At 68.0% G+C, this 19999-nt stretch carries 26 protein-coding genes; 5 read left to right on the top strand and 21 right to left on the bottom strand.

Annotated elements, in window-relative coordinates:
• Positions 1 to 129: Sua5 family C-terminal domain-containing protein (locus tag MFF30_RS00980; protein WP_283205846.1), on the top strand; the 129-nt coding region annotated here is incomplete at its 5' end.
• A gap of 157 nt (positions 130 to 286) precedes the next feature.
• On the opposite strand, the gene greA is transcribed toward MFF30_RS00980, so the two are convergent.
• The 8 genes from greA to MFF30_RS00940 form a co-directional block, all read right to left on the bottom strand.
• Positions 287 to 748, bottom strand: coding sequence for a transcription elongation factor GreA (gene greA / locus MFF30_RS00975; protein WP_238275415.1), 462 nt, complete (start codon positions 746 to 748; stop codon positions 287 to 289).
• Positions 749 to 785: 37 nt separating this feature from the next.
• The gene (acuI, locus tag MFF30_RS00970; protein WP_238275413.1) at positions 786 to 1772 is read right to left on the bottom strand and encodes an acrylyl-CoA reductase (NADPH); all 987 of its coding nucleotides are present in this window, start codon (positions 1770 to 1772) and stop codon (positions 786 to 788) included.
• An 86-nt stretch (positions 1773 to 1858) separates the two neighbouring features.
• A complete protein-coding gene (locus MFF30_RS00965) occupies positions 1859 to 2446 on the bottom strand; it encodes a hypothetical protein (protein WP_238275411.1) in 588 nt (195 codons plus the stop codon).
• 195 nt (positions 2447 to 2641) lie between these two features.
• Positions 2642 to 3697 carry a cell wall hydrolase gene (locus tag MFF30_RS00960; RefSeq protein ID WP_373320813.1) on the bottom strand — a complete coding sequence of 352 codons (1056 nt, stop codon included), beginning with the start codon at positions 3695 to 3697 and terminating at the stop codon, positions 2642 to 2644.
• Positions 3698 to 3813: 116 nt separating this feature from the next.
• Complete coding sequence (locus tag MFF30_RS00955) at positions 3814 to 4077, bottom strand: hypothetical protein (protein WP_238275409.1); 264 nt, start codon at positions 4075 to 4077, stop codon at positions 3814 to 3816.
• A gap of 206 nt (positions 4078 to 4283) precedes the next feature.
• Positions 4284 to 6968 carry a pyruvate, phosphate dikinase gene (ppdK, locus tag MFF30_RS00950; RefSeq protein WP_238275406.1) on the bottom strand — a complete coding sequence of 895 codons (2685 nt, stop codon included), beginning with the start codon at positions 6966 to 6968 and terminating at the stop codon, positions 4284 to 4286.
• A gap of 147 nt (positions 6969 to 7115) precedes the next feature.
• Positions 7116 to 7268, bottom strand: a complete 153-nt coding sequence (locus MFF30_RS00945; RefSeq protein ID WP_238275404.1) for a DUF3096 domain-containing protein — start codon at positions 7266 to 7268, stop codon at positions 7116 to 7118.
• Between the two features lie 79 nt (positions 7269 to 7347).
• Positions 7348 to 7989 carry a L,D-transpeptidase gene (locus MFF30_RS00940; RefSeq protein WP_238275402.1) on the bottom strand — a complete coding sequence of 214 codons (642 nt, stop codon included), beginning with the start codon at positions 7987 to 7989 and terminating at the stop codon, positions 7348 to 7350.
• Between the two features lie 213 nt (positions 7990 to 8202).
• Between MFF30_RS00940 and MFF30_RS00935 the strand changes: the two genes are divergently transcribed.
• Complete coding sequence (locus MFF30_RS00935; RefSeq protein ID WP_238275400.1) at positions 8203 to 8646, top strand: VOC family protein; 444 nt, start codon at positions 8203 to 8205, stop codon at positions 8644 to 8646.
• A gap of 6 nt (positions 8647 to 8652) precedes the next feature.
• On the opposite strand, the gene MFF30_RS00930 is transcribed toward MFF30_RS00935, so the two are convergent.
• A complete protein-coding gene (locus tag MFF30_RS00930; RefSeq protein ID WP_238275397.1) occupies positions 8653 to 9096 on the bottom strand; it encodes a cyclic nucleotide-binding domain-containing protein in 444 nt (147 codons plus the stop codon).
• Between the two features lie 299 nt (positions 9097 to 9395).
• On the opposite strand from MFF30_RS00930, the gene MFF30_RS00925 reads away from it, so the two are divergent.
• Positions 9396 to 9590 carry a con-10 family general stress protein gene (locus tag MFF30_RS00925; protein ID WP_055953126.1) on the top strand — a complete coding sequence of 65 codons (195 nt, stop codon included), beginning with the start codon at positions 9396 to 9398 and terminating at the stop codon, positions 9588 to 9590.
• Between the two features lie 908 nt (positions 9591 to 10498).
• On the opposite strand, the gene MFF30_RS00920 is transcribed toward MFF30_RS00925, so the two are convergent.
• Complete coding sequence (locus MFF30_RS00920) at positions 10499 to 11302, bottom strand: response regulator (RefSeq protein WP_238275395.1); 804 nt, start codon at positions 11300 to 11302, stop codon at positions 10499 to 10501.
• Between the two features lie 147 nt (positions 11303 to 11449).
• On the opposite strand from MFF30_RS00920, the gene MFF30_RS00915 reads away from it, so the two are divergent.
• Positions 11450 to 11707 carry a NepR family anti-sigma factor gene (locus MFF30_RS00915; protein ID WP_238275393.1) on the top strand — a complete coding sequence of 86 codons (258 nt, stop codon included), beginning with the start codon at positions 11450 to 11452 and terminating at the stop codon, positions 11705 to 11707.
• Between the two features lie 127 nt (positions 11708 to 11834).
• On the opposite strand, the gene MFF30_RS00910 is transcribed toward MFF30_RS00915, so the two are convergent.
• The 10 genes from MFF30_RS00910 to MFF30_RS00865 all read right to left on the bottom strand — a co-directional run bounded on the left by MFF30_RS00910 (position 11835) and on the right by MFF30_RS00865 (position 18011).
• On the bottom strand, positions 11835 to 12011 hold the full coding sequence (locus MFF30_RS00910) for a DUF1328 domain-containing protein (RefSeq protein WP_003599466.1): 177 nt from the start codon (positions 12009 to 12011) through the stop codon (positions 11835 to 11837).
• A 148-nt stretch (positions 12012 to 12159) separates the two neighbouring features.
• On the bottom strand, positions 12160 to 12357 hold the full coding sequence (locus MFF30_RS00905; RefSeq protein ID WP_238275391.1) for a hypothetical protein: 198 nt from the start codon (positions 12355 to 12357) through the stop codon (positions 12160 to 12162).
• Positions 12358 to 12413: 56 nt separating this feature from the next.
• On the bottom strand, positions 12414 to 13025 hold the full coding sequence (locus tag MFF30_RS00900; protein WP_238275389.1) for a glutathione S-transferase: 612 nt from the start codon (positions 13023 to 13025) through the stop codon (positions 12414 to 12416).
• A 41-nt stretch (positions 13026 to 13066) separates the two neighbouring features.
• The gene (locus MFF30_RS00895; RefSeq protein WP_238275387.1) at positions 13067 to 14260 is read right to left on the bottom strand and encodes an alpha/beta hydrolase family protein; all 1194 of its coding nucleotides are present in this window, start codon (positions 14258 to 14260) and stop codon (positions 13067 to 13069) included.
• 142 nt (positions 14261 to 14402) lie between these two features.
• A complete protein-coding gene (locus MFF30_RS00890; protein ID WP_238275384.1) occupies positions 14403 to 14624 on the bottom strand; it encodes a hypothetical protein in 222 nt (73 codons plus the stop codon).
• Between the two features lie 75 nt (positions 14625 to 14699).
• Positions 14700 to 15140, bottom strand: a complete 441-nt coding sequence (locus tag MFF30_RS00885) for a response regulator (protein WP_238275381.1) — start codon at positions 15138 to 15140, stop codon at positions 14700 to 14702.
• Between the two features lie 154 nt (positions 15141 to 15294).
• Positions 15295 to 16191: a dienelactone hydrolase family protein gene (locus MFF30_RS00880; RefSeq protein WP_238275379.1), complete on the bottom strand. Its 897-nt coding sequence runs from the start codon at positions 16189 to 16191 to the stop codon at positions 15295 to 15297.
• 76 nt (positions 16192 to 16267) lie between these two features.
• The gene (locus MFF30_RS00875) at positions 16268 to 16747 is read right to left on the bottom strand and encodes a hypothetical protein (RefSeq protein ID WP_238275375.1); all 480 of its coding nucleotides are present in this window, start codon (positions 16745 to 16747) and stop codon (positions 16268 to 16270) included.
• A gap of 137 nt (positions 16748 to 16884) precedes the next feature.
• On the bottom strand, positions 16885 to 17367 hold the full coding sequence (locus MFF30_RS00870; protein ID WP_373320812.1) for a DUF192 domain-containing protein: 483 nt from the start codon (positions 17365 to 17367) through the stop codon (positions 16885 to 16887).
• A 26-nt stretch (positions 17368 to 17393) separates the two neighbouring features.
• The gene (locus tag MFF30_RS00865; protein ID WP_238275373.1) at positions 17394 to 18011 is read right to left on the bottom strand and encodes a cold-shock protein; all 618 of its coding nucleotides are present in this window, start codon (positions 18009 to 18011) and stop codon (positions 17394 to 17396) included.
• 282 nt (positions 18012 to 18293) lie between these two features.
• Here MFF30_RS00865 and MFF30_RS00860 point away from each other — a divergent pair, with 282 nt between their 5' ends.
• Positions 18294 to 19271: an acetyltransferase domain-containing protein gene (locus tag MFF30_RS00860; protein WP_238275371.1), complete on the top strand. Its 978-nt coding sequence runs from the start codon at positions 18294 to 18296 to the stop codon at positions 19269 to 19271.
• Positions 19272 to 19298: 27 nt separating this feature from the next.
• On the opposite strand, the gene efp is transcribed toward MFF30_RS00860, so the two are convergent.
• Positions 19299 to 19865, bottom strand: a complete 567-nt coding sequence (gene efp / locus MFF30_RS00855) for an elongation factor P (protein ID WP_056474694.1) — start codon at positions 19863 to 19865, stop codon at positions 19299 to 19301.
• Positions 19866 to 19999 lie beyond the last annotated feature (134 nt).

Below are 19999 nucleotides of genomic sequence, written 5' to 3'. Positions count from 1 at the left end.
CGCCTGTTCTCGGCGCTGCGCCAGCTCGACGGCATCGGCGCGCCAGTGATCGCGGTCGCGCCGATCCCCGAACGCGGTCTCGGCGAGGCGATCAATGATCGGCTGCGGAGGGCCTCCGCGCCGCGCTGAAACTTTTTTCGAATTTTCTTGGAACCAGACCCGGGGGACTGCGTTTTACCATCACGAAGGCCAGTACTGCCCCCAATGGCCTTTTCCCTTTCAGGGCTCGGAGCAATCCGAGCCTTTTTTCTTGGGCTGGGCTGGGCCGTCACCGGGTGTACGCGGTTCAGCCGATTTCCATGATCTCGCTCTCGTGTTCATTCACTTCGACGACGTCGCCGACGACCTTACCGGTCAGCGCGCGGGCCATCGGGGAAACGTACGAGATGGTGCCCTGTGCCGGATCGGCCTCGTCCTCACCGACGATGCGGTAGGTCCGGCGGCTGTCGTCCTCGGCCAGGATCGTCACCGTCGAGCCGAACCGGACCACGTCGCCGGGCTCAGCCTCGACAAGCTGAGCGGAACTGCGGCGGGCTGTCCAGTAGGCGAGGTCGCGGTTGATGCGGGCGACGTCGGCCTGCGCCTCCGGGGTCAGAGCCGAGAACGCGGCCTGAAGGCGCGCGACCTCGGCCTCGATCTGGGCCATCCCCTCGGGGGTGACGAAATTGGGATGGGACGAGATCGGGCGCTCGGGGAGATCCTCGAACACCGCGTCTCCATCCCGCTCACGGACAAATGCTTGGCTCATGAAAACGAAAACGCCCGGCGTGTGCCCGGCGTTCCGCTCAAGCCACCTCGACCACCGTGCGCCCGCGGACCCGGCCCTCCAGGATCGCCTGCGCCACCGTGTCGACGCCGGCCAGCGGCACCGTCTGGGTCATCGCCGCGAGCTTGTCGTGATCGAGTTCCCGCGCGAGGCGTCCCCAGGCCGCCCGGCGCTTGGCCTGGGGCGTGGTCACGCTGTTGATGCCCAGCAGCGAGACGCCGCGCAGGATGAAGGGGGCCACGGAGGTGGGCAGGTCCATGCCCTGCGCCAGACCGCAGGCCGCCACCGCGCCGTCCGCCTTCGTGCCGGCGAGGACGTTGGCGAGGGTGACGGAGCCGACCGCGTCCACCGCTGCCGCCCAGCGCTCCTTGGCGAGCGGCTTGCCGGGCTTGCCGAGTTCCGCGCGGTCGAGAATCTCGGCGGCTCCGAGGTTTCGCAGGTAATCGGCCTCCGAATCGCGACCCGTCGAGGCGATGACGTGCCAGCCGGCCCGGGCCAGGAGCGCGACGGCCACCGACCCGACGCCGCCGGATGCGCCCGTGACCAGAACCGGACCCTGCGCCGGGTTCACGCCGTGGTGGTCGAGGGCCATCAGACAGAGCATCGCGGTGTAGCCGGCGGTACCGATCGCCATGGCCTGGGCGGGGCTAAGGCCCTCCGGCAGTGGCACCAGCCAGTCGCCCTTGACGCGGGCGCGCTCGGCGTAGGCTCCCAGATGGGTCTCGCCGACGCCCCAGCCGGTGAGCACCACCGCGTCGCCAGGCTTGTAGTCAGGGTGGTCCGAAGTCTCGACGGTGCCGGCGAAATCGATGCCCGGGATCATGGGGAAGCGGCGCACAACCGGCGACTTGCCGGTCATCGCCAGTCCGTCCTTGTAGTTCACCGTGGAGTGGGACACCCGGACGGTGACATCGCCCTCCATCAGGTCGGCATCGTCGAAATCCTTGAAGGCGAGGGATTGCCCCGTCTCGGTCTTCTCGACGACCCAAGCCTTGAACCAACCCATGGCACACCTCCGCTTTTCCAAGGCAAGGTGTGTCGGCAGCCGGTTGAATCAAGCGGCCCCGGGCGACCCGGGGCCGGTCCGCATGCTCAGTAGCCGTCGTAGATGCTGCCCCGGGAGAAGCCGAGGCCCACGCCGACATCGGCCGAACTGGCGCCCGTGATGCCGAAGGCATCGGGGATCGAACCGATGGCGAGGCTCGGTCCGTAGGCGCCCGGATAGCCGCCCTGCCCGTAATTGGCCGGGACCCAGCCGGAGCGCGCCGGCTGCACCAGGACGCGGCGGCGGACGCTGGCGTATTCCGCCGGGATCGTCTCCGGAATGGTCTGGGCGGGCTGCACCAGCACGCGGCGGTGGCGCACCGTGTATTGCGGGGGCACGTCGACCCAGCAGCCAACGAGTTCGCCGTAGGCGTCGCGGCTGGTCTGCCAGACGCGCCCGCCCGGCGCCACGAGCACGCGCTCGGACACGGTGTCGTAGACGGGCGGGACGGTGCGGTAGACGGTCTCGGCCGGGCGTACGAGGACGCGCTCCGATACGGCGCCATAGACCGGGGGCGTGTTGACGTGGCGGTAGCACTCGGCGCCGCCGCAACCCCCCGCCTGGGCGGATGAGACGCTGAGGAGGGCGCCGGCGATGGCGGCGAGAAGCAGGCTTGGGGTGACCGGCGCGGTCATGACGTGTTCCTCGGGGCTTGAGACTCTGAACGAAGCGGGATGTCGCGCGAAGACCGCGCGCATCTCGACGTATCAGAGGCTGCCAAGTTGCCCCGTGGGCAAGCTCAATCCCAAGTCAGGGTAAAATTAACCCAAGCTTAGGACTACCTAGATGTTTCATTGCTTAGGTAAAAAGCGCGGGAACGATTCGGGCGTTCAGGTCTGTCCGCGCTTGAGCTGGTAGAAGATGTGCCGGCCGATGACGTCCATCTTCTTCAGGCGCCGCGACCAGCCGGGTTTCACGTAATCCGCATGGTAATGCGTCGCGCCACCGACCTCGCTAAGGTAGGTTCGGCCCTCGATCACGGCGCTCGCGATGCGGGTGGCCGTTTGCCAGGACGGGCCGTCCGTCACGCGCAGGGACTTGCCCTCGCAGGCGAAGGAGAACTGGCAGCCCATGTAGCGGTGGCGGTTCTGGTAGACGACGCCGCAGACGTTGCTCGGGTAGAGGCCGCTCTTGACCCGGTTCAGCACCACCTGGGCGACGGCGGCCTGTCCCTCCTCGGGTTCACTGCGGGCCTCGAAGTATACGGCCTCGGCGAGGCAGCGCTGCTCACGGTCCATGGCGTCGGGGCCGATCAGGTCGGCGTAGCGGTGGCGTGCGGCCTCGGGCGTCGCGTCCGGGACCGGCGCGGTAGCGCCGTCCGTCGTGCCCGCGCGCGGCGACAGGCCCGGGAAGGCGAGGTTCGCCGCGGCCACCTCGATCGGGGTCGCATCCGCCGGGGCCGGGGTCGTGGAAGACAGGGCCTCGGCGCGCGGGATCGCGGGCGTCGCGCCGTCCTCGATGACGATCGGACCACCTTCGGCATCCGGGGACTGGTCCAGGCCCAGTTCGGGGGCAGGTACGAAGCTGGCGTCGAGATCCGGATTCCAGGCGGTGGAGCCGGGTGCGATCAGGCCGTCGCCCGGTTCGGCGAGGCTGGCGCGGATGACCATGCCGGTGGCGGGCGCATCGGTGCCGCCGCCCGGGAGCCGCGTGGCCGAGCGCCGTGCCGGATGAGTGCGCGTTTGGGTTCCGGAGAGGCGCGCGCCGGGCGAGGCCGTGGCGGCGACGCGCGATGCGCGGTCGGCGAGGCCCGCTGCGCCCGGGGCCATGTCCGTACCCGCGGTCGCCGTGAAGGAGACGAGGAGGCCGAGCCCGGCCGTCCAGGGCACCATGGCGGCACTGAGCCAGCGCAGATGCGAAGCGCGTCGTAACCGTTTCGTGCCCACGCAACCGACCCGCACAAGGATGCCAAACGCGCGGATCGCCGGCCCTCAGGGAGAGGCGGCGGCCCGTGAGATCGACTATCGTGTGGTATGGTTGCGGAGCGGTTAAGGGCGTCCGGTCAGAGCGCGCCCGGCCGTCCATGCGTGGCGCCGAGATGCCCGATCAGGGTCGTCAAGCCCGTGCGCTCGCCGCTCTGGCTGCTCGCGATCCGCTCCGCGTCGGCGCCGCTCTGGGTCGCGACGGCGAAGACGAACAGCGCGATCGTGGCGAGGCCGCCGAGGCCGGTGACGACCCACAGGTAGGCCTGCTGCATCGCGCGGGGCAGCGGCACCGCGACGGGATTTTCATTGATGAAGAGAGGGGGTGGGCTGGTGTCGTTCATGCCGGCGATCCCACGCGATGGCTGCCGCCCCAATGAGCAGGATGACCCGCGCGCTACGGTTCGGCACTAGCACTGAACGTGCCTGCGCGAAATCGGTTCGCCGTGTTTTCGACAATTTGTTGAACGGTCGGATTCGCAACGAAAACGGGGCGGCCATCGGCCGCCCCGCATCCGCCTCCGAACCCGTCCCGCGGGGGGACGCGGTCTTACTTGCTCGCCTTGCCGGCAGCCTTGACGGCGAGGGCGGCCTGGGCCGCCGCGAGGCGGGCGATCGGCACCCGGTAGGGCGAGCACGACACGTAATCGAGGCCGACCTCCTGGCAGAAGCCGATCGAGGCCGGATCACCGCCGTGCTCGCCGCAGATGCCGAGCTTGATGTCGGGGCGAACCGCGCGACCGCGCTCTACGCCGATGCGCACGAGCTCGCCGACGCCTTCCTGGTCGATGGAGATGAACGGATCGGCCGATAGGATGCCCTTCTGGGTGTAGGCGCCCAGGAAGGTCGCGGCATCGTCGCGGGAGATGCCGAGCGCGGTCTGGGTCAGGTCGTTCGTGCCGAAGGAGAAGAACTCCGCCGTCTCGGCGATGTCGCCCGCCCGCAGGGCCGCGCGAGGCAGCTCGATCATCGTGCCCACCTGGTAATCAAGCGTGCCGCCGGTTTCGGCAGAGACTGCCTTGGCCATGGCATCGATGCGCGCCTTGACGATGTCGAACTCCATCTTGGTGAAGACGAGCGGCACCATGACCTCGGAGGTCACCGGTGCACCGGTCTCCTTGGCGGCCTGGACGGCGGCCTCGAAGATGGCGCGGGCCTGCATCTCGGCGATCTCCGGGAAGGCGATCGCGAGGCGGCAGCCCCGGAAGCCGAGCATGGGGTTGAACTCGTGCAGTTCCGTCATGCGGCGGCGCAGCTTTTCTTCCGACACGCCCATGCTCTGAGCGACGTCCCGCACCTCCTCGTCGGTGTGCGGCAGGAACTCGTGCAGCGGCGGATCGAGCAGGCGGATCGTGACGGGCAGGCCCGACATGATCGTGAACAGCTCGACGAAGTCCTGGCGCTGGTAGGGCAGGATCTTGGCGAGCGCCGAGCGGCGGCCCTCGACGTCGTCTGCGAGGATCATTTCGCGCACCGCGATGATGCGGTCGCCCTCGAAGAACATGTGCTCGGTGCGGCAGAGGCCGATGCCCTCGGCGCCGAAGTTGCGGGCGGCGCGCGCGTCGGTCGGCGTGTCGGCGTTGGTGCGGACCTTCATGGTGCGCACCTTGTCGGCCCAGCCCATCAGGGTGGCGAACTCGCCCGACAGCGACGGCTCCAGCATCGCCACCTCGCCCAGGAGCACCTGCCCCGTCGAGCCGTCGATGGTGATCTTGTCGCCGGCCTTCAGGGTGGTGCTCGCCACGGTCAGCGTGCCGGCCTTGTAGTCGACGCGGATCGAGCCGACGCCGGAGACGCAGGGCTTGCCCATGCCGCGGGCCACCACGGCCGCGTGGCTGGTCATGCCGCCGCGGGTGGTGAGGATGCCCTCGGAGGCGTGCATGCCGTGGATGTCCTCGGGCGAGGTCTCCACCCGCACGAGGATACACTTGCGCTCGGCCTTGCGGGCAGCCTCGGCATCCTCGGAGTTGAAGACGATCTCGCCGGTAGCCGCGCCCGGCGAGGCCGGCAGGCCGGAGGCGATGACCTTGCGCTCGGCCTTGGGGTCGATGGTGGGGTGCAGGAGCTGGTCGAGGGCGGCGGGCTCGACCCGGCCGATGGCCTCCTCCTCGGTGATCAGGCCTTCCGCCGCGAGGTCGACGGCGATGCGCAGGGCCGCCTTGGCGGTGCGCTTGCCGTTGCGGGTCTGGAGCATCCAGAGCTTGCCCGACTCGATGGTGAACTCCATGTCCTGCATGTCGCGGTAATGGGTCTCGAGGAGACCGTAGATCCGCACCAGCTCCGCGTAGGAATCCGGCATGGCCAGCTCCATCGACGGACGATCGGATTTCGCCTCGATGCGGGCCTTCTCGGTGATGTCCTGCGGGGTGCGGATGCCCGCCACCACGTCCTCGCCCTGGGCGTTGATCAGGAACTCGCCGTAGAGGGCGCGCTCACCCGTAGAGGGGTTGCGGGTGAAGGCGACGCCAGTGGCCGAGGTGTCGCCCATGTTGCCGAACACCATGGCCTGGACGTTGACGGCCGTGCCCCAGCTCTCCGGGATGTTGTTGAGTTCGCGGTACTTCTTGGCGCGCGGGATCATCCAGGAGTCGAACACCGCGCCGATGGCGCCCCAAAGCTGGTCCTCGGGCGCCTGCGGGAAGTCCGAGCCATGCTCGGCCTTCACGATGGCCTTGTACTTGGTCACGAGCTGCTTCCAGTCCTCGGCGCCGAGCTCGGTGTCGAGGCTGACGCCCTTGCCCTCCTTGTAGTGTTCCAGGGCTTCCTCGAAGGCGTGGTGCTCCACGCCGAGGACCACGTTGGAGTACATGGTGATGAAGCGGCGGTAGGAATCATAGGCGAAGCGCGGGTCGCCGGCGCCTTGGGCCAGGGCCTCGACGGTGGCGTCGTTCAGGCCGAGGTTCAGCACGGTGTCCATCATGCCGGGCATCGAGGCGCGGGCGCCCGAGCGGACCGAGACGAGGAGCGGGTTCTTCGGGTCGCCGAAGCCACGGCCCGTGAGCGCGCCGACCGCATCGAGGGCGGCCTGGACCTCGGCCTTCAGCTCGGCCGGGTACTGCTGCCCGTGATCGTAGTAGTAGGTGCAGACTTCGGTCGTGATGGTGAATCCGGGGGGAACCGGCAAGCCGAGATTCGACATCTCCGCGAGGTTCGCACCCTTGCCGCCCAGCAGGTTGCGCATGGACGACTGGCCCTCGGCCTTGCCGTCACCGAAGGAATAGACCCACTTGCCCATTTGTATCCGTCCGCTTGCGGGAGTGAAACACGCCCCATTCCTAACACGGCGGGTTGGACCATCTCCTGCTGCAACGCAAGATGAACGGCGCGGCCACGCCGGAACCGTGTAACGCTTTAGGCGGTGTGTAACCGTGTTGCGCGGTGTCTAGGACAGGGCCCGAAAGACGCCGAGGCCGATCAGTCCCACAAGGATAAGGTAGATGGCCACGATGAAGTTCAACAATCGTGGCATGATCAGGATCAGCACGCCGGCCGCGAGTGCGATGATCGGCTGCAAGCTCGAAATGGTGATCGTCATCGAATGCCTCCCGGGATCTTGGACCGACGACCTTCCGGTGCCAGATCTATCAATCAACGCAATTCAAAAAGGATCTACCTCAAACGCGGTACTTGCCGTTTCGCTTGACCAGAACCGTCGCGCCGACCGGAACACGCTCGTAGAGATCGACAATGTCTTCGTTCAGCATGCGCACGCAGCCCGAGGACATCTGCTCTCCGATGCTCCAGGGCTCGTTGGTCCCGTGGATGCGGAACAGGATGTCGCGTGAGCCCTGGTAGAGGTAGAGCGCGCGGGCGCCGAGGGGATTGTCGACGCCGCCCTTGAGGGTGCGCGGCAGGTCGGGGTTGAGGGAGACCATCGTGGTGGTCGGGCGCCAGTCGGGCCACGTTCCCTTGCGGCCGACCCGCGCCTGTCCCTTCCAGGAGAAACCGAGCTTGCCCACCCCGACGCCGTACTGCACCGCAGTGCCGTCCTCCTGCACCAGGGCGAGCTGACGGGCGTCGATGTCGACCACGATGGTGCCGGGCTTCTCGGGCCCGGTGTAGCGCACGATCTGCCGGCGGTACTTCGGATCGAGGCGCGTCTTGTCGACCAGCGGTACGTCGAAGGGCTTGTCCGGCATCGTGCCGGTGTACCAGGCCGCCTCGTCGTCCTGCGCCACGCTGACGGGGCCGCGCGATTGGCATGCGGCCAGGGGAGCCAGCAGGATCAGCCCGAGGGCAAGGCGGCGGGACGGCATGGACGGCTCCACGATTCGATACGTCGGATGACGGCACAGCCCTGACTAGCCGCCCGCGAGCCTGGACGTTGTGTCTTTCCCGCCGCAGGTTCGCGATCCCGTAAGACCGGGTCGGGCGCAATGGCGCCGCATTGGCGCGGCGACCGCCATTGCGTCGGGCGGACCCGGGTCACATGATCGACCCGTTCCGAAGCTGAAGGGCCGAGAGCCGCCATGGCCGATACCGAGACGCTCCCCATGGTCGATGTCGAGGCGCCGCTCGCCGAAGTCGGGCCGGCGATCCACCTCGATCATTGCGTGATCCACGTCAGCGACTGGGAGCGCGCGAACGCCTTCTACGGCGACGTGATGGGGGCCGAGGTCATCCGGCGCGGTGCCGGCTTCGCCTATCGCTTCGGCGGGGTGCAATTGAACGTCCACGGTCCTGGCATCGAGGCCATGCCGCTCGCGAAACACCCGGTGATGCCCGGCAACAGCGACCTCTGCTTCCGCTGGTCCGGGCCGGTCGAGACCGCCGCGGCCCATCTGGCCGCCCACGGGATTCCGGTGGAGCTCGGCCCGGTCGAGCGCAACGGAGCGGCGGGCCCCGGCCTGAGCCTCTACTTCCGCGATCCGGACGGGTCCCTCATGGAGTTCATCACCTACCCGGAGACCTGAGCGGGATCAGCCCTGGCTCTGCGCGAGCTGCTGGTTGGTCTGCTCCAGGCGCAGGGCGAGTTCGCGCATCACCGCGATTCCGATCTGCGGAAATTGACCGAGGAGTTCGAGGAAGACCGCGCGGTCGATGCGCAAGGCGGTAAGGGTGTCGAGGGCCGCCACCGTGGCCGAGCGGGGCTGGTCGGCCAGGATGCCCATCTCGCCCACCAGGGCGTTGGCGCCGAGGAGAGCCAGCCGGAACGGCCCCTGCGGGCCGTCGATCGAAACCTCCGCCGAGCCCTCGAGGAGCAGGTAGGCGGCATCGGCCGCATCTCCACGGGCGAACAGTTGCTGGCCGGCCTCGAAGTGAACGCGCTCGCTCGTGAAAGCCAGAAGCTTGAGGCGGGACGGTTCGACGCCGCGAAATAGCGGTACCTGCCGCAGCGAGGAAACCTCGGTGTCGAGGGTCATGGATAGGGCTCCTGGGACGGGCTCGGGCTGGGCGCGACGTCCCTCCCGACACCGCAAGATCCGCCGGCATCCAATGCGGGTCGGCACGCCTTTGTCCAGAGCCCGGTCCCGGCATCGGCTCGGGAGCACGGGATCACGCAGGCTCCCGTGATTTCGGGGCCGCGAATCAGCGGCTAACGGTTAAGCTTGGATTAATGCATAATCCTGCACGTGACTTTGCTGGTGACCGTCCGAGAGGAGGAACCATCGATATTGGCAAAGGTTGTCATCTCAGTGAAAGCAAAGCTGAGGAGGCGCTGATGGCATCAGGAAATTCCACCTCGAAGCGAGGTTTCGCATCGATGGACCTCGAGCGGCAGCGGGAGATCGCGAGCAAGGGTGGGCGCAGCGTGCCCGCCGAGAAGCGCTCCTTCTCCCAGGACCGCGAACTCGCGTCCAATGCCGGCCGCAAGGGCGGCCAGTCGAGCGGTTCCGGTCGTCCGGGCGACGAGTGACGTTCTGCGCGCGCGATCCTTCGGGGTCGCGCGCGACGCTTTTCCCAGATGAACGACAACAGCAAAGCCTCGCTTCGATGAAGCGGGGCTTTGCTGTTTCCTCGCGCGTCGAAGAATTCAGGTTGTCTTAGGTCATGCAGCGACCGGGGACCATGCGGCGCGCCTCGGGCCCGGCGAGCGAGCTGATCGACCGCTCGCAGCCCTCCTGAAGAGGCTTGCGCATCCGGGGCGCATCCTTGTCGCTCGCGGTACGGCCAGCGCTCGGAATCGCCGGCACGGTGCGCGTGCCTGCCCCCGGAATCGAGGCGACTTCGACAGGGAGTGACACGGGGGCGGGTGTGGACGAGACGACGAATGCGGGGGCGGGCGTCCATTGATCTGCGGTCTGACGGATCGTTGGGTGAACGAGGAGCGTCAGAATCGCGGCCGGTCCACTCACACTGAGGAAGAAGCCTGACCGAGACATCGTCGTAATCTCCAGAGGGAGCTTGACAGGTTGTCGGTCTAACGCGCACCCGGAAAAACGGTTCCTTAACCACGATGTTCTGAATAGCGCCAAGTTAATGGCATCGATCGAAATGTCTGCGTTCGGCTTTGCAAGGCTGGGACAATGGAGGTCGGTGTGGCGCTGACGCATCATTCTCCGGGAAAATCGCATCGCGCCTGCGGATTTCGGAACCCGCTGCGGTGCCCACCGTTGTCATGGCAACCCGGCCGCCTGGTCCTCCCCCGCATTCCCCTTGTGCATTGGCCGGAAACTTTCAGCGGGCCGGACTTTTGTCCGGCCCGTTTTTTCGTGCGCAGCCACCATGCGGTGCAAGCTGCTCTTCGGACGGGCGGGCAACGAAAAAACCCCGGCGGTGGCCGGGGTTCTCGATCTTCGAAGATGTTGCGCGTGAGCGTCGCGATCAGGCCGACTTGGCCTCGCGGCGGCGCGCGCTCTGCTGGAAGAACAGCGCCTGGCTGATGACCGCAGAAACGTTGGCGGGCTGGAATGGCTTGGCGATGAGGAAGGCCGGCTCGGGACGCTCGCCGGTTAGGAAGCGCTCCGGGTAGGCTGTGATGAAGATCACCGGGACCTCGAAGGTCTTCAGGAGGTCGTTCACCGCATCCAGGCCGGAGCTGCCGTCGGCGAGCTGGATGTCGGCCAGGATCAGGCCGGGGCGCGTGCCCTCGGAGGCGATCTTGATGGCCTCGGTCCGGGTGCGGGCGACGCCGATCACGTTGTGGCCCAGACCCTCTACCAGGGCCTCCAGATCCATCGCGATGAGCGGCTCGTCCTCGATGATGAGGATCTCGGTGGCCATGTCGGCGGCGAGCTCGCGGCCGGCCTCGTCCACGAGATCGCGGACCTCGCTCACGTCCACCGCGAGGATGATCGCGGCGTCTTCCTCCGAGAAGCCCTCGAGGCAGGACAGCAGGAAGGCCTGACGCGGAAGCGGCGTGATCTGGCCGAGGCGCACCTCCGCCGGCAGGTCATGCTGAACCTGCTCGCTCTGGCCGTTCACCGAAAGCGAGTTCCAGATACGGGTGAACACACGGAACAGGTCGGCCTTCACGTTCGAGCTGCGGCCGAGCGTCTCCGGTTCGTTCACCAGAGTTTCCAGAGTGGCCGCCACATAGGCGTCGCCAGCAACCTGGCTGCCGGTCAGCGCCCGCGCGTAACGGCGCAGGTACGGCAGATGCTGAACGACGAGTTGAGCTGTCGACATTATATCCCCTTGGCTTTGCCGTTCTCTCGGGCGCCTCCGCCACAACGCGGAATGCGGGGCTCCGTTCCGCCGGCTGGGAACCGATTGTTCACACCAGCGTTGCAGGTGCAGCCATGGCCTATGTGAAGCCGCAAAACAATCGCGGCGATGTCGCTTGTCGACATCCGAGGGGACCGAAGTATGGAAGACAACGAATCGGGCGGTGGCCCCTCCGCCGAGGGACCAGCCCCGAACGGCACGGATGCGACGTCGCTGCACGGTCTGAGCGATCATACGCAGATGCGGATCGGCCTGCATCTGCGGGCAATGTACGACACCATCGTGCAGCAGCCGGTCCCCGACCGCTTCCGCGATCTCATCGCCAAGCTGGATACATCGATGCCGGAATCAGATTCCCAGACCTGACGCATCCGGTTCACCGCTTTATCCCACCCACAATGAGAAAGGGCCGCTCGTTTCGACGAGCGGCCCTTCTCCTATGTCGCTTCCGCTTCTGCGAGCCTCTCGGCGTCGATCGCGACGCCGGTGCGGCTCAGAGCGTCGGCGAACGGCCGCGCATCAGGCCGATCACGGCCGAGATGGCGAAGAGCACGATCGCCACGAAGAACACGAGCTTGGCGGCTTCCATCGCCGTGCCGGCGATACCACCGAAGCCGAGGAGCGCCGCGACGAGGGCGACGACCAGGAACGTAACGGCCCATCCGAGCATGTGACTCAACCCTCTATCAAGTACGGTGCAGCATCGGCTGCGACCTCATGACAGCATAACGTCAAGTTACCGAAGGGGTTCCTGGGGCCGTCACACGATCGCCATCTTTTCGCGACGCTGCGCGGAGTCTTCGCAGAGCGAAAACCGATCAGGCGGGGCCGCGCACCGCCCGACGCCAGAACAGGCCGGCGAGCCCGAGGGCCAGCCCGTACTGGAGGAGCCCGTTCTCGGCCAAGTCGTAGGGTGCCGAGTGCAGGTGAAGCGCGAGGCGTGTCAATCCGTTGAGGATCAGGACGCCTCCGCAGAACAGGGCTGCGGCGGCGAGGGTGGCGACGAAATCGGGCATGGCGGCGCATCCGGTTGACCCGGAGGCGCCGTCGCAACTCGCGCGCCAACCGGTTCTCAGGCCGCGGGCGGGCGCGTCGCCATCATGGACGGACGGGCGGCGAACGCCTCGTACCAGGCACCGAGCGCCGGATGGGCCGCGCGCCAGACGATCTCGGCAAAGCGCAGGTCGAGGTAGCCCAGCGCGCAGCCAAGGGCGATGGTGCCGATATCCACGCGGCCGGCGAGCGCCTCGGCAATGCCCTCGAAACTCGCGAGCCCGCTCTCGATCTTGGCCTGCTGCGCCGCGATCCACGCGGACGAGCGCTCGCTTTCGGGCCGGGCGGTCAGCTCGTAGCGGATCAGCAGGGCGGCATCGAGCATGCCGTCGGCGGTGGATTGATCGTTCAGCGCGATCCAGCGGGCCTGGCCGGCCTCCGGGAACAGACCGCCGCCGGCCCGGGTATCGAGATACTCGCAGATCACCCGGCTGTCGGCGATCGCCCGCCCGGTTTCGTCGATCAGGGTCGGCACCTGCGCGAGGGGATGGCGGGCCAGGATCGTCCCATCGCGCTTCACCGGGTGGGCGGCCGTGGGCAGGAGTTCGAGGGATTCGGCGAGGCCGTGCTCATGGGCGACGACCATGACCTTGCGGGCGAACGGCGAGAAGTGGGAGTGAAACAGCTGCATCGGGCGTGATCCGGGTCGGGGGCGGGTCTTCGTGCGCGCCCTCAGGGGCGGCGCGAGCTCGCGGGCTTGGCGCGCGGCGCGGCGGGCGCGGCCGGCTCCACGGCGGCCGGTGCGGGCGTGCTTGCCCGCGGCGTCTCGACCGCGAGGCGCTTGACGGGCCAGCCATCCGCCCAGCGCTCCATATCGCTGAAGCGCGGGTTGCTCTTCAGGGTACTGGCATCGCTGCCCCCGAAGGCGGCGGCGGCGGCGAGATCGAAAGTCTTCCAGTAGGCGAGATAATCGAGGCTGTCGGTGCGGGCATTGTTGATCTGCGCCACCAGCGTCGTCTGCTCCCCCGTCAGGGCCATGTCGGGCGTCCACTTGAACGGCGTCGCCGGCTGCTTCGGGTCGCGCGGAGGCTCGGGCGGCAGCTTGATCGCCCCCCCGTCATAAGCCGCGTCGACGGCCGCCGGCGAGGACAGCGTCGCCGTCAGGGCCGGAAAGCCATGATCGTCCGAGAGTGCGCGAACGAAGAGCTTGCGCTCGCTCGCCACGCCGCTCGCCTCGCGCAGCAGGCGCCGGGCGGCGTGGTCGGCCGCGCGGGCGTCGCGATCTCCGATGACCGTGAGCACGAGGGTTTCGGGTGCGATTCGCGAGAGGTCCTGCAGGACGACGCCCCGTGCCCGCGCGTCGCTGGCGATACCGCCGGGCATGATCGCGAAGACCAGGCGTGGGATGGGTAGCCCCTGCGCCTTGGCATCGGCCGCGATGTTGGCCGCGATGGGGGCGCCGGCCAGGTGGCCGATCAACGCGACGCGCGTCCGGTCGGGCTTTGCCTCCGCATCGGCTTGCAGATCCGAGAAGGTGTTGCCCAGGATGCGCGCGGCGATCGTGCTGGCTTCCGAAGGCCGGGTCCGGTTCAACTCCTGGAAACGGGGAAAGACGACGAGGGCGCCGGTTCGGGCGAGGTGGTCGATCCAGGCGCCGTATGCCTGCGGGTTCGGCGCGCCCCAGGCGTGCAGGAACACCACGACCGGGCGGCCCTCGGTCGGGGCCGGCCCGGACTTGTAGAACACGAAGCTCCCGGAGCCGGCCTTGCCGAGCCCGCGCTTGATGATGGTGGCGCCGCTGTCGACCATGCCGCCCGGTCCGTCCTTGGGCTGAACGGGCGGTGCGGCCGCGAAGGTCGGCGATCCGGCCGCGATCAGTGCAGCAAAGCCGCAGGCGGCAAGACCGAGGGAAAGGTTCAAACGCATGGGAGGCCCGATCGACCGGCCCGGAACTGCCGGGGGTTCGTCCCCCGCCGGCATGTGGACCTGGATTCCCGAGGATCATACGGCAAACCGTTGCCGTTGAGTGCGGTATTCCCGCCGCACTCAGCCAGTCGTTCCGGCTCGATCAGCCGGTGGAATGGTTACGGCGGGCGTCGATCATGGCAGCCAGACGCATGAGATCGTTGGGTTGTGCCGAATCCGTAACGTCCTCGTAAACGCGCCGCAGACTATTGCCGAGGGTCGACAGCATTCGCTGGTCCGACAAGACCGTGAGCGACGACCAGCCGTCATCCGTGTTGACGGCATAGGCGGTACGGTCAGGTTTCATGTTCGGCTCATGGGCCATCGCGCGGCCTCTCGCTTGCGGGAAACCGGTCAACGGCCTCACGCCCTCATGTTTCCATTGATCTATGATAATATTTCAGGCTCCGCCCGCGGGCGAACCGATCACGTCGGGGCCTCGCCGCGCTCCATCGGGCCGTCCGGCGGCTTCCTCGACCCAGGCCAGGATATCGGCGGCGCGCCAGGGTTTCGGGATGAAGGTGGCGGAGACCCGCAGGTCACTCGGCTGGTCGCCGGCATCGCCCGAGGTCAGGAGCACGCGCACGCGCGGCCAGGTCACGCCGATGATGCGGGCGAGCTCGAAGCCACCGATCGGCCCCGGCGTACGCACGTCCGAGAAAACGACGCTGACTTCGTCGGCCCGGTCGTTCAGAATGGCGAGCGCGCGCTCGGCTGTTTCCGCCTCGATCACCCGGAAGCCCGTTTCTTCCAGGAGTTCGGCCGCGAGGAAGCGCTCGTCGGGTTCGTCCTCGACGACGAGAATCACGGGGCGTACGTCCGAGGAAGTCACTGCACTCATGGGTCCGGAACGCTCTTGAGGCCAGAACGGCGGGCCGCTGACAACGTTGCGCCACGGGGCACGGAAAGTGTCAATGTGGCCGATCGGACAGCGTGGCGTCTCGACCCGCGAGATTGAACCGTTGTGCTTTCGGTGTCACGCTTTCGTGAGGCTTTTAGCCGACGCCGTGCGACTTCAAAAAGGATAGGGCCCGCGCCCAACCATCCTTCGCCTCGGCGGGACGGTAGCTCGGCCGGTAATCGGCATGAAAACCGTGCGGTGCCTCCGGGTAGACCACCAACTCCACGGATTTCCCGGCCGCGACGGCCTTGTCCCGCGCCGCCTCGACGGTCGCCACCGGGATGCCGGTATCAGCGCCCCCATACAGGGCCAGGACCGGCGCGTTGATCTCGGCCGCAACGTCGGTGCCGGTACGCGGCTGGATCTCGGTGCGCTCTCCGCCGACCGGTCCATACCAGGCCACGGCCGCCTTGAGGTCCCGGCGGTGCGCCGCGTAGAGCCAGACGCCGCGCCCGCCCCGACACCAGCCCATGGTTCCGATCCGAGCCGGATCGCCCCGCGCGCCGGACACCGCCCAGGAGGCGGCCGCGTCGAGGTCGGCCATCCACTGCGCGTCCGGCGTCTTCGAGATGACGTCCCGAATAATCAGCTTGGCGTCCGTCATCGTGGAGAGGTCGCCCTGCCGGGCGTAGAGTTCGGGTGCGACGGCGCAGTAACCCGCCTTCGCGAGGCGACGGCAGATGTCCTTGATGTATTCGTGGACGCCGAAGATCTCCTCGATGACCAGGATGACGGGAAACGGCCCCTCCCCGGCGGGCATCGCGCGGTAACCCGGCATCGGGCCGTCGCCGGCCGGGATTTTCACCTCGCCGGCCTCAAGACCCTCGGCGTCGGTCCGGATCACCTGCGCCTCGACTGAGGTCGTCGCCAGGGTGAGGCCGGTCATCAGGCTCGTCATAACGAAACCCCGCCGGGAAAACGGCGGCGTCAGGAGCCCGTCGAGACCTCCGAGCAGCGCGTCGGCGGATGGGCAATCGGGCGTGTTCGACATGGTATCCCTGGTCGGTCTCGGAGCTGTCCGTGACAGCTAGGGCAGCGCGGGCGCGGGACCATCCCGGTCCCGCGTGTCAGAGTGTGGCGCGCTGACGGTTGGGTTCGCCTGTCCGCTGCGGGACGGGCATCGCGGTCCGGCGCGACGGCGTCCGGGCCTCGGACGCAGCAGAGCGTTTGCGGGGCGTCGCCGGAGGCTTCGGCCGAACCAACTCGCAGAGGGCGACGAAGTCCTCTCCGCCGACCCTGGTGCCGGGCCCCGCGACGAGCCCGAAGCCAAGGGCGAAAGAGCGCGCGAGGTTCGCGTCGGGGCTGATGCCGAACGCGTCGAGCGCCGCCAGGAAGGCTTCGCGGAAGGCGCGCGGGCCGCACCAGCTCTTCTCCGAGAGGTGCAGCGGCCACTCCCAAAGATCGCCGCGCCGCATCGCGATCATGTCCGCGGCGATGAAGTAGCCGCTGGTCCGATGTTCCAACCCGTCGACGAGCAGGCGCCATTCGGTGTTCGCGAATGGGCGGTTCGGGGTCGTGCAGGCGTGATCCGAATGCTGGTCGAACATGATGTTCCCTCGTCGACGTCGCGTTGCGCCCGTGGCACACCGGAACGGTTCAGAACATTAAGGGAACATTGATCCGAAACGGAACAGGCGTCAAGCCTTTGTTCTCGATGTGTTCGGTCGCAGGCGTCTCGGCGCCTTCAACGCGTCTTTCCGCCGAAGAGCGAGTGCTCGACCCGGTCGCCAGGATGGATCTTCAGGCGGGCTGCCGTCCCGGCATTGAGTTCGAGCACAGACAGCACGGGCTCGTTCGAGGGAATCACCTTCGTGGACAGTGGCTCGGTATCGGCCGCGATCTTCGCGATGCTGCCGTCCGGTCGGATGAACAGCATGTCCAAGGGCAGGTAGGTGTTCTTCATCCACATCGCGACAGGGGCCGTCGCCGCGAAGTCGAACAGCATGCCGTGGTCGGGCGCCATGGTGCGGCGATACATGAGCCCGCGCGAGCGGTCCGCGTCGGTGCGCATCACCTCCACGGCGAAGTTGTGCCGTCCGCCCCGGGTGACGATGCTCAGGGGCTCGGTCGGCCCGGAGGTGGCATCCTGGGCTGCGACCGCTCCGGGTGCCAGGGCGAGAAGCGTCATCGCGAGGAGCGCGCCGAAGCGGCCGCGCCAGTCGGTCATGCGTCGAGAAATCACCGGACCATCCGTCAATGTGAAGCGGGCAGTGCGCCGTCGAGGAGGCGGACTTCCGCCGCCATCCTGCCCTTCGAACCGTCGCCGTAGCGGACAAGAACCATCTCGCCGGGCTTGAGTTCGGCGATGCCGTAGCGGCGAAGCGTCTCCATGTGCACGAAGATGTCCGCCGTGCCGTCGCCCCGGCTGAGGAAGCCGAACCCGCGCAGCCGGTTGAACCACTTCACCACGGCGGTCTCGAGCCCGCTGGTCGGCGTGACGGTGACGTGGGTTCGCGGCAGGGGCAGTTCGGAAGGGTGGATCGCCGTCGACTGGTCGAGCGATAGGACCCGGAAGGCCTGCCAGCCGCGCGGCCGCTCCGTGGCCTCCACGACGACCCGAGCGCCCTCGCTGGCGCTTTGGTGTCCGTCGCGCCGAAGGCAGGTGATGTGGAGCAGCACGTCCGCCGAGCCGTCGTCGGGCACGATGAAGCCGAAGCCCTTGGCGACGTCGAACCACTTGATCCGGCCCGCCACCTCGACGAGGTCGAGGGGGCGCTGGATGTCCGCGCCGGGGCCCTCGCCGGCGCGGGTGTCGTCGGTCTCCCCCGACGAATGCCGCCCGAACGGGCCCGAACCGAAATCGTCCGACATGTAAGCAACCCACACCGAATCACGCCACGCGACCCGTGAAAGAGATTAACGAAGTCATGACTCGGCGGAAGCCCGTTTGACGGTCGCGGAGGTTCATCGATGCCGCATTGTTCGGCACGGCGGTTCGGACGCAACAGAACGAACCGTCCTATCGCCTTCGTGTGACAAAGCGTTTTCGGGCTTGGGCGTCTCAGGTTCAAATTTCGTTCACCACGTGCGCCGAAATCCGGTCGGCCGGGCGGTGGCGCCTCCGTGGCGGATCGGTGCTAGGGGCATGCCGGCATGACCAGCCCCGTTTCCCCGACCACGCCGTCCCGCCCGCGCTTCGAAGCCATCGATGCGGCCCGCGGCGTCGCCCTCGCGGCGATGGCGACGTATCACGCCCTCTGGGATTTGGGGGCCCTGCGCCTGACGCCCGAGAACTATGCCCTGACGCCGCTCGGCCGCGCGGCGGCGCACGGGATCGCGGGGAGCTTTCTGATCCTCGTCGGTGTCGGACTGGTGCTGATGAACGGCACCCGGTTCGCGGCCCGGCCCTTCGCCATGAGGCTGGCGCGGATCGCGGGAGCCGCGCTCCTCGTCACCGGCGCCACGGTGCTCACCGATCCGGCGCATTACATCTTCTTCGGCATCCTGCACTGCATCGCCGTCGCCAGCGTCCTCGCGCTACCCTTCGTGCGCGGATTGCCGGTCTGGAGCGCGGCCGTCGCCGGGCTCGCCATCCTGGCCGCGCCGCACTTCATCGCGGCCGACTGGCTGGACGCGCCGGTCCTGGCCTTCCTCGGCCTCGGACGCGGGACGCCGCAGACCAACGATTACGTGCCGCTGATGCCTTGGGCGGGTCTCGTCCTCATCGGCGTCGCCCTCGCCCGCGCCGGGCTGCCGGCCTTCGCGGGCTCTCGGGTCGGCGGATGGCGGGCGCGGCCGGCGCGGGCCCTCACCTTTGCCGGGCGGCACAGCCTCGCGGTCTACCTCATCCATCAGCCGGTGCTGATGGGCCTCTTCACCGGCCTCGTGAGCCTGACCGGGCCGCATCCGCAGGCCGGCGTCGCCGAGTTCCGGGCACTCTATGTCCGCAACTGCACCGCCACGGGCGGAGAGGCCGGCGCCTGCGCCGCAGCCGCGTCCTGCGTCTCCGACGCCTTCCGGCGCGAGGGGCTCTGGGCCGACCGGCCGCGCAGTTTCACGGCCGAGGAGCGCCTCAAGGCCCAGGCGCTGTCGCAAGCCTGCTACGACGCGGCCGAAGGAACAGCACCCTGAGGGCGGTGCGCCGTCCCGAAGTCGAAATCAGTCCTTGGCGCGCTCCACGTAGGAGCCGTCCTCGGTCATGATCACCACGCGGGTGCCCACCGCGATGTGCGGCGGCACGGCGGTGCGCACACCGTTGGAGAGAATGGCGGGCTTGTAGGATGAGGAGGCGGTCTGGCCCTTCATCGCCGGCTCGGTCTCGGTCACCTCGAGCACGACGCGCTGGGGCAGCTCCAAGGTCAGGGCCACGCCGTTATGGGTGGAGACCATCACGGCCATGCCTTCCTGCAGGTACGGCGCGGCCGAGCCGACGACGTCCTTGGGGATCGCGACCTGGTCGTAGTTCTCGGGGTTCATGAAGTGGAAGCCCTCGCCGTCCTCGTAGAGGAAGGTGTGCTCGCGGTCCTCGACGAAGGCGCGCTCAACCGACTCGGTGGTGCGGTAGCGCTCGGACACCTTCACGCCGTCGGTGATGCGGCGCATGTCGAGCTGCGTCACCGGGGTGCCCTTGCCGGGGTGGATGTTCTCGACCGTCAGGATGACGTAGAGCTTGCCATCCTTGTCGACGACGTTGCCCTTGCGGAGCGTAGAGGCGATCACCTTCACGGGGTCTGGTCCTGCTGTGTTCGTTGGAAAAACGGACGCATCGCCCCGGCGCGGTTTCCTCCGCGGGAGCGACATCATGGCCCCGCCACTAACCTATCCGAGGCCCCGTTGCCAGTCGCGGCGCGCGGCGGCGC

Origin of the sequence: Methylobacterium goesingense (genome assembly GCF_022179225.1) — a bacterium.
GTDB classification, from domain to species: Bacteria; Pseudomonadota; Alphaproteobacteria; order Rhizobiales; family Beijerinckiaceae; genus Methylobacterium; species Methylobacterium goesingense.
The sequence above is the reverse complement of the archived record's forward strand: the minus strand, read 5'-3'. Positions and strand labels throughout refer to the sequence as shown.